The sequence below is a fragment of the Ruminococcus sp. RTP21358st1_G6_RTP21358_211008 genome, from assembly GCF_040908885.1.
Classification (GTDB): domain Bacteria; phylum Bacillota; class Clostridia; order Lachnospirales; family Lachnospiraceae; genus Blautia_A; species Blautia_A faecis.
In genome coordinates, this window is sequence record NZ_JBDGDM010000004.1 from 1 (window position 1) to 12,424 (window position 12,424).

Annotated in this window: 10 protein-coding genes; 1 reads left to right on the forward strand and 9 read right to left on the reverse strand. The window is 45.1% G+C overall.

What is annotated here, in order from left to right; translation table 11 throughout:
* Positions 1-534: 534 nt before the first annotated feature.
* Both pflA and pflB read right to left on the reverse strand, forming a co-directional pair.
* Positions 535-1,263 carry a pyruvate formate-lyase-activating protein gene (gene pflA / locus AB5Z12_RS02335; RefSeq protein ID WP_173716030.1) on the reverse strand — a complete coding sequence of 243 codons (729 nt, stop codon included), beginning with the start codon at positions 1,261-1,263 and terminating at the stop codon, positions 535-537.
* Positions 1,264-1,368: 105 nt separating this feature from the next.
* Positions 1,369-3,624, reverse strand: a complete 2,256-nt coding sequence (gene pflB / locus AB5Z12_RS02340; protein WP_368356757.1) for a formate C-acetyltransferase — start codon at positions 3,622-3,624, stop codon at positions 1,369-1,371.
* 492 nt (positions 3,625-4,116) lie between these two features.
* Between pflB and AB5Z12_RS02345 the strand changes: the two genes are divergently transcribed.
* Positions 4,117-5,508: a sodium-dependent transporter gene (locus AB5Z12_RS02345; RefSeq protein WP_368356756.1), complete on the forward strand. Its 1,392-nt coding sequence runs from the start codon at positions 4,117-4,119 to the stop codon at positions 5,506-5,508.
* A 158-nt stretch (positions 5,509-5,666) separates the two neighbouring features.
* Here AB5Z12_RS02345 and AB5Z12_RS02350 read toward each other — a convergent pair whose 3' ends face one another.
* From AB5Z12_RS02350 to AB5Z12_RS02380, 7 genes are all read right to left on the reverse strand, one after another.
* On the reverse strand, positions 5,667-6,395 hold the full coding sequence (locus AB5Z12_RS02350) for a YoaK family protein (protein WP_368368541.1): 729 nt from the start codon (positions 6,393-6,395) through the stop codon (positions 5,667-5,669).
* A gap of 86 nt (positions 6,396-6,481) precedes the next feature.
* On the reverse strand, positions 6,482-7,048 hold the full coding sequence (locus AB5Z12_RS02355; RefSeq protein ID WP_368356755.1) for a Fe-S-containing hydro-lyase: 567 nt from the start codon (positions 7,046-7,048) through the stop codon (positions 6,482-6,484).
* Between the two features lie 2 nt (positions 7,049-7,050).
* On the reverse strand, positions 7,051-7,893 hold the full coding sequence (locus AB5Z12_RS02360; RefSeq protein ID WP_148461094.1) for a fumarate hydratase: 843 nt from the start codon (positions 7,891-7,893) through the stop codon (positions 7,051-7,053).
* 39 nt (positions 7,894-7,932) lie between these two features.
* A complete protein-coding gene (locus tag AB5Z12_RS02365; protein ID WP_148461093.1) occupies positions 7,933-9,546 on the reverse strand; it encodes an FAD-dependent oxidoreductase in 1,614 nt (537 codons plus the stop codon).
* A gap of 14 nt (positions 9,547-9,560) precedes the next feature.
* Entirely contained in the window at positions 9,561-10,235 is a 675-nt protein-coding gene (locus AB5Z12_RS02370) for a 2Fe-2S iron-sulfur cluster-binding protein (RefSeq protein WP_118578143.1), read from the reverse strand.
* Positions 10,236-10,506: 271 nt separating this feature from the next.
* Positions 10,507-11,361: an FAD/NAD(P)-binding protein gene (locus tag AB5Z12_RS02375; protein ID WP_148461092.1), complete on the reverse strand. Its 855-nt coding sequence runs from the start codon at positions 11,359-11,361 to the stop codon at positions 10,507-10,509.
* Complete coding sequence (locus AB5Z12_RS02380) at positions 11,361-12,422, reverse strand: 4Fe-4S dicluster domain-containing protein (RefSeq protein WP_148461091.1); 1,062 nt, start codon at positions 12,420-12,422, stop codon at positions 11,361-11,363. The genes AB5Z12_RS02375 and AB5Z12_RS02380 overlap by 1 nt, the downstream gene beginning before the upstream one ends.
* Between the last annotated feature and the right edge of the window lie 2 nt (positions 12,423-12,424).

Here is a 12,424-nt window from a genome sequence, read left to right on the forward strand (position 1 = left end):
TAAAACCGCTCCTGAAATGCGCGGCTTGCGAATATACATTGCAAAATCGCTGGTTACTGGAAAGGGAAGAAAGAAACTATAACGACAACAACGGGGATGGGGTGACGTAGTTGGTATCCCGCAACTTTATTGTTCTTTTTCTAATCTATCGTTGTCAAGAAAGTATCGGGAAACCAATCACTCCCCTCTCCCTTCGTTAAAAGTTCTTACCAACCAGCAAGTCCCAGCCAGTACACAGCATTTGGGCAATGTGTATTACTCCAGCGAGCCATTTCAGGCGCGTTCTTAGCGCAGATGAAATCCAGCGCTTACGGAGACTTATGCGTGAGGGCTCTCCCGAACGCATTAGTCGCAGTTAGCGATTAGTTCATCGGAGCGTTGCGCCGGCGAGTGAGTAATACACATTGTCCAAATGCGTCCGCATTGAAGAACTTTTAATCCACTAAATAGCAACTTAAAAGAGGCCATTGCGAACTCATTTCCAGTCCGCAACGGCCTCCCCTTAAGGAGTTTTATTTACTTTCTCCCACGCTCTTAAATCGCCCCAAGAATCCGTCTGGCATTATCAATCCTCTCCTGCGTAGGAGGTTTCACGCCCTCCAGCGGATAAGGAATCCCCAGCTTTTCCCATTTAAAAATGCCAAGAGTATGATACGGAAGAACTTCCACGCGCTCAACGTTTTTCAGTGTATGGATAAAATCCGCCAGCTGGTGCAGATACTCATCCTTGTCACTGCCCCCCGGTACTAACACATGCCGGATCCAAACAGGCTTACCCATATCCGAAAGCTCACGGGCCATGGCAAGAATATTCGTATTGGTCTGCCCGGTAAGCTTCACATGCTCCTGCTCATTGATCTGCTTGATATCCAGAAGCAGAAGATCTGTATACTTCATCAGCTCCAGCCACTTAGAATGCCACGGCTCCTTAGTTGTATAAGGATTTCCGCTGGTATCCAAAGTAGTATGGACTCCCGCTTCCTTTGCCTTACGGAAAAGCTCTGTGAGAAAATCCATCTGCAAAAGTGGTTCCCCGCCGCTCACCGTGATACCACCCTTATCTCCCCAGTAAGACTTAAACCGAAGTGCCGTCTTCAAAAGCTGATCCGTAGTGTACTCTTTTCCATCTGTCATATTCCAGGTATCCGGATTATGGCAGAACTGGCAACGCATAGCACAGCCAGAAAGAAAAATCACATATCTCACTCCAGGTCCGTCCACAGACCCGAAGCTCTCCAGAGAATGAACATAGCCTTTTAACATTTCTAATTCCTTTACATTCATATTCATAAAAAGGACATGCAACCTTTGACATATATTATATTGCATGCCCTTTTGTTTCGCCGATACTATTTTACAATATCAGACTTACATTCTGTCGTGGCAGGTTCTGGCAATAACATCCAGCTGCTGCTCTCTTGTCAGATCGATAAACTTAACTGCATAACCGGAAACACGGATAGTGAAGTTTGCATACTCCTCTTTTTCCGGATGCTCCATAGCATCGATCAGTTTCTCTTTGCCAAATACATTTACGTTCAGGTGATGTGCACCCTGGTTGAAATATCCATCCAGTACATGTACCAGATTATCTGTACGCTCTTCATCACTATGTCCAAGAGCTTCCGGATTAATGGTCTGTGTATTGGAAATTCCATCCAGTGCATCCTCATAGTCAAGCTTTGCAACAGAGTTCAGTGAAGCAAGAAGTCCGTTCTGCTCTGCGCCGTAAGATGGATTTGCTCCAGGTGCCAGAGGCTCTCCAGCCTTTCTTCCATCCGGAAGAGCTCCGGTAGCTTTACCATAAACAACGTTAGAAGTAATGGTAAGAATAGAAGTGGTTGGCTTGGAATCACGGTAAGTATGGATGTGTTTCAGTTTATCCATGAAGGTGGAAAGCAGATTTCTTGCAATCTCATCTGCTCTGTCATCATCATTACCGTAGCGTGGGAAATCACCCTCAACCTGGAAATCAGTGGTAATTCCATCCTCATCACGGATAGCTTTTACCTTCGCATACTTAATAGCAGACAGAGAATCTACTACATGTGAAAATCCAGCAATACCTGTTGCAAAAGAACGCTCAACCTTGGTATCGATAAGCGCCATCTCAGCTGCCTCATAGTAATATTTATCATGCATATAGTGGATCATGTTCAGGGTTCCTACATACAGATGAGCCAGCCAGTCCATCATCTGGTCATATTTCTGCATAACCTCATCATAATCAAGATACTCGGAAGTGATCGGCTTGTACTCCGGTCCTACCTGAGTTTTTAACTTCTCATCTACACCACCGTTGATCGCGTAAAGGAGGCATTTTGCAAGGTTTGCACGAGCTCCAAAGAACTGCATTTCCTTACCAGTCTCAGTAGCAGATACACAGCAGCAGATGGAATAATCATCGCCCCATACCGGACGCATAACATCATCGTTCTCATACTGGATAGAACTTGTTGTAACAGAAATATTAGCAGCATATTTCTTGAAGTTCTCCGGCAGTCTGGAAGAATAAAGAACAGTAAGGTTTGGCTCCGGAGCCGGTCCCATATCCTCAAGAGTATGAAGGAAACGATAGTCATTCTTGGTAACCATGTGGCGTCCGTCAACACCAATACCTGCAACCTCAAGAGTTGCCCATACCGGGTCACCGGAGAACAGCTGGTTGTAGGACTCAATTCTCGCAAATTTAACCATACGGAATTTCATTACCATGTGGTCAACAAGCTCCTGTGCCTCTTTCTCAGTGATCACGCCATTTTTAAGGTCTCTTTCAATATAGATATCAAGGAATGTGGAAATACGTCCAACACTCATTGCAGCACCGTTCTGAGTCTTGATTGCTGCAAGATATCCAAAGTACAGCCACTGGAATGCCTCATGAGCATTCTTTGCCGGCTCTGAAATATCATAACCATAGATCTTTGCCATCTCTTTCATTCCCTTAAGAGCGCGGATCTGATCTGCGATTTCCTCACGAAGCTGGAAATCATAACGTCTCATACCCTGGCGGTCGCTGTCTGCAAAGTCTTTCTCCTTGCCTGCGATCAGAGCGTCAATACCGTACAGAGCCACACGTCTGTAATCGCCAACGATACGTCCACGTCCATAAGTATCCGGAAGTCCGGTAAGGATGTGGCTGTGACGTGCTCTTTTCATTTCTGGTGTATAAATGTCAAAAACGCCCTGGTTATGTGTTTTGAACTCATATTTTGTAAACATATCGTGGATCTGAGGATCTACCTTGTAGCCGTACATTTCGCATGCCTGCTCAGCCATTTTGATTCCGCCGTATGGCATAAATGCACGTTTCAGAGGCTTGTCTGTCTGAAGTCCTACAACCTTCTCAAGATCCTTCAGGTCTTCAGCAATATATCCTGGTCCGTATGCGGTCAGGCCTGTGACAACCTTTGTCTCCATGTCAAGCACACCATTGTTGGCACGCTCAGCTTTCTGCAGCTCCTGCAGCTTTCCCCACAGTTTGTCGGTAGCCTCGGTCGGTCCTTCCAGGAAAGAATCGTCTCCGTCATAAGGGGTATAATTGTGACGGATAAAATCACGAACGTTAATTTGTTCTTTCCAACGACTTCCTTCGAAGCCTTCCCACTGTGCAAAATCTTTCATTCTTGTACCTCTTTCTTTATTTTATAGTTCTCCGCGTATATTGAAGAATTGTTATTGGTTTAACGATTGTAGTATACGGGATTGTTTTTTCGCCGTCAATCAGTTTGGTCCATGCTTTTAATAAAGTACAATTTATCTGGTAAAAAATGGATTTCCCTATATATAAGTCCTATATTCTGTACTTTAATTCATTTTTCCATTTGTAAGTCCCATTTTCACTGTAGTAAATACAGAGAAATATTCTCGATATACTTTGTTAAATTTTATCAACTTAATTGAAGGGGGCTATCGCTTAACGAATGAATTTTCGTGAAGCTCTCGATGGTCTTATCTGCATCGCCATGTTCAATCCCATCACGGAGCGTGTTACTGTGAACGGAGTGGACAATAACTTATACTCCTTTCTGCTTGCTTAAAATTTAAGTATTTGTTTTACTATTATCTTGTCATATGTTATCCTATTCTTACAACATTAAGGGGGAAACAAATGTAATGGAAAAGAAATCAAACCATTTTTCAGGACAGCTTGGTTTTGTCCTGGCTGCTGCCGGAAGTGCTGTAGGAGTGGGAAATTTGTGGAGATTCCCATACCTTGCCGCAAAAGACGGAGGCGGCTTATTTTTAATTATCTATCTGATTCTGGTACTTACCTTCGGATTTACCCTTCTCACCTCGGATATTGCGATTGGACGGCGTACACAGAAGAGTGCCATCGGAGCCTATACCCAGATGCATCCCAGATGGAAGTTCCTGGGAATCCTTACATTCCTTGTACCAGTGCTTATTATGACCTATTACGCGGTAATTGGCGGATGGATCACCAAATATGCGGTGGTATACATAACCGGTCAGTCACAGGCAGCCGCCGCAGATGACTATTTTACAGCTTTTATCACCTCTTCCACTTCACCGGTGATCTTCGCACTGCTTTTCATGGGTGTTACTGCTTTCATTGTATACAATGGCGTGGAAAAGGGGATTGAAAAAGTATCCAAATGGATGATGCCGGTCCTGCTGGTTCTGGTCGTAGTGATTGCAGTGTATTCTCTTACGATTTCACATACGGATGCTTCCGGTCAGCTTCGCACCGGCTTACAGGGATTTCTTTACTACCTGACGCCTGACCTTGAAGGACTGACTGTGCAGCGTTTCCTGCAAATTCTGCTGGATGCCATGAGCCAGCTGTTCTTTTCACTTAGTGTATCCATGGGAATTATGATCACCTACGGCTCCTATGTAAAACCTGAAGTGAACCTGAACAAAGCGATCAATCAGATTGAAATTTTTGACACAGGTGTTGCCTTTCTTGCAGGTGCCATGATCATCCCGGCTGTATATGTGTTTTCCGGCACTGAGGGAATGGGTGCCGGACCAAGCCTGATGTTTATTTCCCTGCCAAAGGTATTTTCTGCAATGGGAAAAGCTGGTACCTTCGTAGGAATCCTTTTTTTCGTAACTGCTATTTTTGCAACCTTGTCTTCCTGTATTTCTGTACTGGAATCTATTACTGCAAACTGCATGGAAATTTTTCATACCAGCCGTAAAAAAACAGTTCTTGTTTTATCTGTGATCTACCTTGCAGCTTCCGCAGTTATCGCTTTGGGATACAGTATTTTCTATGTGGAAGTGAAGCTTCCAAATGGTTCTGTGGGACAGCTTCTTGATATTATGGATTACATCAGTAACAGTGTTATGATGCCATTTATAGCACTACTTTCCACGATTCTCATCGGCTGGATCGTAACGCCAGATTATGTGATTGACGAAATGGAAAGAAGCGGGGATAAGTTCCGTAGGAAAAAATTGTACCGCGTCATGATCCGCTTTGTTGCACCGGTTATGATGTTTATTCTGTTTTTACAATCTACAGGGATTTTATCTTAAACTGTAAAGCATGTTTGAGGAAGGCTTTTTGCAAGATGTGCCTCACAATTTTGGAAAGCTTATATTGCGCAAAAAACATCCAGCCTGCCATCGTTGTATGGAGACTGGATGTTTTTTATAATTTGTAATTGTTTAGATACTGAAGCTTTATTAGTTTCTCACTGCCAGCGGTGTTCTGCCTCTTCGATTTCCTCAATAAACATTAAAAGGAAGCTGATGAGAAGCAGGATGCTGGATATCCAGATGGCTCTTTCGCCGTAAGCCATTGAAAGTCTGCCGCCAATTCCTGCGCCAATAGCAAACAGAAAAATAATGGCGAAATAGCATAAGGCCTGATGAAGCAGGCGGGGCTTTCTTTCACGCATGTAAGCGGAAAGGGCTGCAGTGCCGCTTCTCAGATTTCCGATACACATGGTGCTTGCGTAGGCATTTCCTTCAACCTTTCGGAAGGTCTGCACCTGAAGGGCGCAGGAAAAGGATACCAGGGTGGTGGCAAGCACGTTCAGATTCCCTGGGATGAAGCCAACCAGAAACAGCAGGATGATCTCTACCAGAAGGATTCCCTGGCGCCAGTGAAGGCGTCTGGCATAGCGGAATTTTTCCTGAATGCGTTCCGCTAACAGAACTCCAAGGAAGAACGCGGTCAGGGGAATGAGATAATGCAATCCTGCTTTCACTTCGCCATTCATAAACCGCTCACTCATCAGTACCACGTTTCCGGTCTGGGCGTTGGAGAAAACGCCATCGCGGGTAAAATAGGTATAGGCATCCTGAAATCCTCCTGACACTGCAAGGAATGCACTGTTTATGAATGCTTCTGAGGTCTGTACCCTTTTATGATGGTCCATAATAAGCTCCTTCTTTCGTCTTTTATCTTTCGTATACATACATATTTTCAGATTATAGAATAAATAATGCTTTCTGTAAACATCTATTTTGATATGTAGAGTATATATATCTTATATGTCTAAGATCAGATTTCTTTATGCGCTTCCAGATACTCTTTTCTTCCCTCTTCATAAAGATTGTTGCCTTCGCTGTCAATAATGACTACAAGGGGCATATCTTCTACGTAAAGCTTACGGAGAGCTTCTGCGCCCAGATCCTCGTATGCGATAAGCTCCGCTTTTTTGATACATTTGGCAAGAAGGGCGCCGGCACCGCCGATGGCTCCGAAGTAAACACCGTGATATTTTTTCATGGCTTCTACTACTTCAGGCAGACGCGCTCCTTTGCCGATCATTCCGCGGGCTCCTACAGACATCATGGTTGGTGCGTAGGCATCCATACGGCCGCTGGTAGTTGGTCCGGCAGATCCGATGACCTGACCTGGTTTTGCAGGAGTTGGTCCTACATAATAAATAGTTGCATCTGTTGGATCAAAAGGAATCTTTTCGCCTTTTGCAAGAGCCTCACACATACGTTTGTGACCTGCGTCACGGGATGTGTAGATGGTTCCGGTAAGGAGAACCTGATCTCCTGCGTGAAGGGTTTTTGCCAGTTCTTCCGTCAGAGGCAGTGTAATATGTTTTCTTTCCATGATCAGATCACCTCCGTTTTGTGTCGGGTAACATGGCAGTTGATGTTGACTGCACATGGCATTCCCGCAATGTGAGTAGGCATTGTCTCAATATTCAGACCGATGGCTGTGGTCTTTCCGCCAAAGCCCTGTGGTCCGATTCCAAGCTTGTTTACTTTCTCCAGCATTTCATCTTCCAGCTCTGCATAGAATGGATCCGGATTGTGGGAATCCAGAGGACGCATCAGTGCCTTCTTTGCAAGAAGAGCACATTTGTCAAAGGTTCCACCGATTCCAACCCCTACAACCATCGGAGGGCATGGATTCGGGCCTGCTGTCTCAACGACTTCCAGAATGAAATCTTTGATTCCCTGAAGTCCTGCAGATGGCTTGAACATACGGATCATACTCATATTCTCACTTCCGAAGCCTTTCGGGCCCACTGTGATCTTCACTTTATCGCCAGGAACGATTTCTGTATAAATCATAGCCGGTGTATTGTCGCCTGTGTTTCCACGGCGTACAGGATCTTTTACAACAGATTTGCGAAGATATCCGTTTGTATATCCGCGGCGTACACCTTCATTGATTGCATCAGTAAGATCTCCGCCAACAAAGTGCACATCCTGTCCGATTTCCAGGAACACACATGCCATTCCTGTATCCTGACAGATCGGTACATTTTCGTTATCTGCAATATCAAAATTCTCAATAATATTGTCAAGAATACCCTTGGCAATCTCTCCGTCTTCGCATGCGCGGCATGTTTTGATAGCGCATTTTACGTCTTCCGGAAGATGTTCGTTTGCTTCGATACAGAGTTTTTCGATGACATCTGTAAGTCTGCTTACTTCTACTTCACGCATTTTGGTAAGCTCCCTTCTTTCATAATATTTATTTCATTTTTATCTCTGCTCGTGACGGGCGTAGTTTGGAAGCAGTAATGGAGATACTTTATCGGTCTCTGCCCCTGCTGCTTTTAACTCTTTCTCATATGCGTAAATATGATCCAGGTTCATTTCCCCAAGCTCTACCTCTTTGCATTTTGCAGCTGCCTTTTTACCGGCATTTCTTCCGAATACGATTACATCCAGAAGAGAGTTGCCCATCAGTCTGTTTCTTCCATGGATTCCGCCTGCAGCTTCTCCTGCAACCAGAAGGTTCGGGATTTCTTTTGTAAATCCATCTCCATCAATTTCCAGACCACCATTCTGGTAGTGCAGAGTAGGGTAGATTACGATCGGCACTTTTCTCATATCAATGCCATAGTTCATGTACATACGGAACATTGCCGGGATTCTCTTCTCAATAGTTCCCTCTCCTCCAAGGATCTCAATCATCGGAGTATCCAGCCATACACCTTTCAGTCCGCCAGGAACCTCTACGCCACGGCCTTCCTCACACTCACGGATAACACCGGAAGCATTGACGTCACGGGTTTCCAGAGGGTGAATATAGGCTTCTCCGTTTGCATTTACAAGCTGCGCGCCAACGGAACGAACTTTCTCTGTTACCAGTGCGCCAAGGATCTGGGACGGATAAATGGCACCAGTTGGATGGTACTGGATGGAATCCTGATAAAGAAGGGAAGCACCTGCTCTGTAACCAAGTACAAGACCATCTGCGGTTGCGCCGTAGTGGTTAGAGGTAGGGAATCCCTGATAGTGCATTCTTCCTGCTCCGCCGGTTGCAATGACAACTGTTTTTGCTCTTGCAACGGAGTAATCGCCGGTTTCCATGTTAAGAAGAACAGCACCTGCAGTCTGTCCTTTTTCATCTTTCAGAAGTTCTACAGCGGAAGTAAATTCTACTACCGGAATGCCAAGGTTCAGAACCTCGTCACGGATAGTACGCATAATTTCAGATCCGGAATAATCCTTTGCAGCATGCATTCTCTTTCTGGAGGTTCCACCACCGTGCGTGGTGATCATGGTTCCATCGTCTTCTTTGTCGAACTCAACGCCAAGATCATTCAGCCATTTAATTGCATCCGGAGCTTCCATTACAAGTCTCTTTACCAGCTCTGGCTTTGCAGCAAAATGTCCGCCGCCGAAGCAGTCCAGATAATGCTGTACAGGGGAATCATTTTCTTTGTCAGCTGCCTGGATTCCACCTTCTGCCATCATGGTGTTGGCATCACCGATACGAAGTTTGGTCACGATCATAACGTTGGCACCTGCATTGTGTGCTTCGATGGCACAGGAGGAGCCTGCGCCGCCGCCGCCGATTACAAGTACATCTACATCATAATCAATTTTGTTAAGGTCAATTTTTTCATTCAGAAGACGGCTTTCGGAGTGAAGCATTTCTGCCAGTTCCAGTGGTGCCTTCTGTCCTTTGTTTGGTCCTACTTTGATTTCTGCAAATGCATCCGGGTTATAATCTGGATGGAATTTCTTAAGAAGAGCATCTTTCTCATCAGCGCTCAGACGTCTTGGCTCTGTTGTCATACGCTGTGCTCTTGTAGCCTCTACCTTTTTGATGGATTCCATCATATTTTCTGGATATGGTGCGTACATGTTTTATGCCCTCCTTATTTCTCGATTTCTCTGTTGTTGTAAAGTTCTTCCATGTCTGTGATCGGTTTCTGCATAATCTGCTCGATCAGGTCATCATATTTGCCTTCATGAATCTCTTCTACACGTTTTTCAAGATGTTCACTCTTAGGTGCAATGTATTTTCCTGTGAGACGTCTTGCAAGAAGACCTACCATCGGGTGAGAGATACCTGCCGGACATCTTACGGAACAGCATCCGCAGCTTACGCAGTCAAAGGATTCTTCTGCGCATTTCTCAAGCTCACCTCTCTGCGCATATGCGATGTACTGCATTACATTTAAGCCCTGGGTACATGCTTTTGTACACGCGTTACAGCCGATGCAGCTGTAAATTTCCGGGTAGAGCTCCATCATGACCTGCTGGTTTGGCTGAAGGTCTTCGATATTGTAGAGTCTCTTGTCTGTAGGGAAGAACGGGATGCTTGCTACATACATGCCTTCCTGTACCTGTGTCTGACAGGCAAGACAGGTTTTCAGTTCATTGTCGCCTTTGATTCTGTAGATTGTGGCGCAGGCGCCGCAGAAGCCGTGACGGCAGCCGCAGCCGCGTTTTAAAGTGTATCCGGCGTATTCCATGGCCGTCATAATGGTCAGGTCAGCTGGTACGGTGTATTTTTTACCGAAGAAATATACGTTTACCATATTTTCCATGTTGTGGGGTCCTTTCTTCTACTTATTCAACCCGTACGACTTGTGAAATGGGTATCCCGCACGTGCCCGTCGCAACGCTCTGCTGAACTAATCGCTAACTGCGACTAAGGAGTTCAGGAGAGCCTTCACTCCTAAGTCTTCGTAAGCGCTGGATTTCAGCGCCGCTAAAACCGCTCCTGAAATGGGCATCTTAGCGAGATACCCATTCCCCAAGTCTGTGTACTGGCAATAACTGATTCATTTATTCGAAAGTTTCTTAAGATTAAAAAGTTTAGTACTCGTCAGGTAATTGATCGATCTCGTCCATTCTAAAAACCGGACCATCTTTACATACGTACTTAGATCCGATATTACAACGTCCGCATTTACCAATACCGCACTTCATACGAAGCTCCAGTGTTGTATAAACCTGAGTTCTTGTAAATCCAAGCTCCTCAAGGCCCTGAAGTACGAATTTGATCATGATCGGCGGTCCACAGACTAATGCGACTTTGTTGGTATCAAAGCCGATTTCTTTTAAATAAGTCGGTACGAAACCTACATGTCCGTCCCAGCCTTCCTGCTCACGGTCGATGGTCAGGTAGACGTTTACGTCTTTTGCATTCATCCACACTTCCTGGATCTCTTTTAATTTTACAAGATCATCTGCGGAACGGGAACCGTAGAGAATATCTACAGTGCCATAGTCATCGCGATTGTCAAGAACGTAGTTGATTACGGAACGAAGTGGTGCAAGACCGATACCACCGGCAATAAACAGAAGATTTTTGCCTTTCAGCTTATCCTCTACCGGAAAATGGTTACCATATGGTCCACGTACTGTGATCTCATCTCCCACCTGAAGGCTGTGAAGATAAGAGGTCAGCTCACCACATTTCTTAATACTGAATTCCTGATACTCTTTATTTGTAGGAGAGGAAGTAATGGAAAACATACCTTCGCTTACACCTGGGGCGCAGACCATAGCGCACTGGCCTGGCATATGCTCAAAAAGCTTTCCTCCATCCGGTGCTGTTACACAGAATGTTTTTACATCCGGAGTCTCCTCATGAATATTTGTGATCACACCAACCTGTGGAATCAGAGTATCCAGAGTATAATTTTTATGACAAGTACACTCGCTCATTACTTTTCACCTCCATGCTTTTCAAAAGCCTTAATCACCTTCACGATATTTAAAGATGACGGACATTTTTCCACGCAGCGGCCACAGCCTACACAGGAGTACATACCGTTGTTATTAGCAGGGAAATATACAAGCTTGTGCATAAATCTCTGACGGAATCTCTGCAACTGGCTGGTACGGTTGTTTCCGTGAGCCATCATTGTGAAATCGGAATACATACAGGAATCCCAGCAGCGGTAACGCTTTACACCGTGTCCTGTGTCGTAATCCTTGATGTCATAGCACTGGCAGGTCGGACATACAAAGGTACAGGTTCCGCATGCCAGGCATGGTTTATATAAAGTCTCCCAGACAGGAGAATTAAACTTCGCATCTGTAGCATTTCCATCCCATCCTTCCAGAGAAAGATGTGTATATGGAAGCTTTTCTACAATGTTATGGATTGCTTCTTTTTCAGCATCCACTTTTGCCTGATCGCCGTCAGCCGGGGTAAGAAGTTCTTTTACAGCTTCTGTAAGAGCCTCTCCTTTTTCCGTAAGGGCTTTCCAGTAAAGGCTTCCCTCCACCATCCAGGCTGCTACATCGGCAATTCCTTTTCCATCGGCGTCTGCTTCCGGATCTGCTGCATCTGTTCCAAAAACCTTACAGAAACAGGATTCCTCCGGCTCATGACAAGCCAGGGCAACGATAGTTCCATGGTCTCTTCTTGCTGCATAGAAAGTATCAACAGGATCAGCAAGAAAAACCTTATCCAGAACTGCAACCCCTTTTACATCGCAGGCCTTCATGCCAAATACAACGAACGGACGGCTTCTCAGCTCTTCCGGCTCTACGGTCAGCTTCTTTCCAGCACGAACACAGGTGTAAAGTGTTTCGCTCTGTGGGAAAAAGGCATCTTTGCCGGATTTTACGGTTTTCAATGTCTCAAGGTCTGCCTCTTCTCCTTCATTCCAAAGGCCGAAGTTGGTCTGTCCTGCCTTTTTGACCGGAAGGATCAGATCCTGGCTTTCTGCGATTTTCCGGAATAATGCTTCCAGATTTTCTTTTTCAATCTTATACATAC

Bases quoted from the DNA above. Each gene is read 5' to 3' on its own strand.
- pflA (WP_173716030.1), bottom strand. From the start codon at position 1,263: ATGTTAAAAGGCTATGTTCATTCTCTGGAGAGCTTCGGGTCTGTGGAC.
- pflB (WP_368356757.1), bottom strand. From the start codon at position 3,624: ATGAAAGATTTTGCACAGTGGGAAGGCTTCGAAGGAAGTCGTTGGAAA.
- AB5Z12_RS02345 (WP_368356756.1), top strand. From the start codon at position 4,117: ATGGAAAAGAAATCAAACCATTTTTCAGGACAGCTTGGTTTTGTCCTG.
- AB5Z12_RS02350 (WP_368368541.1), bottom strand. From the start codon at position 6,395: ATGTATACGAAAGATAAAAGACGAAAGAAGGAGCTTATTATGGACCAT.
- AB5Z12_RS02355 (WP_368356755.1), bottom strand. From the start codon at position 7,048: ATGGAAAGAAAACATATTACACTGCCTCTGACGGAAGAACTGGCAAAA.
- AB5Z12_RS02360 (WP_148461094.1), bottom strand. From the start codon at position 7,893: ATGCGTGAAGTAGAAGTAAGCAGACTTACAGATGTCATCGAAAAACTC.
- AB5Z12_RS02365 (WP_148461093.1), bottom strand. From the start codon at position 9,546: ATGTACGCACCATATCCAGAAAATATGATGGAATCCATCAAAAAGGTA.
- AB5Z12_RS02370 (WP_118578143.1), bottom strand. From the start codon at position 10,235: ATGGAAAATATGGTAAACGTATATTTCTTCGGTAAAAAATACACCGTA.
- AB5Z12_RS02375 (WP_148461092.1), bottom strand. From the start codon at position 11,361: ATGAGCGAGTGTACTTGTCATAAAAATTATACTCTGGATACTCTGATT.
- AB5Z12_RS02380 (WP_148461091.1), bottom strand. From the start codon at position 12,422: ATGTATAAGATTGAAAAAGAAAATCTGGAAGCATTATTCCGGAAAATC.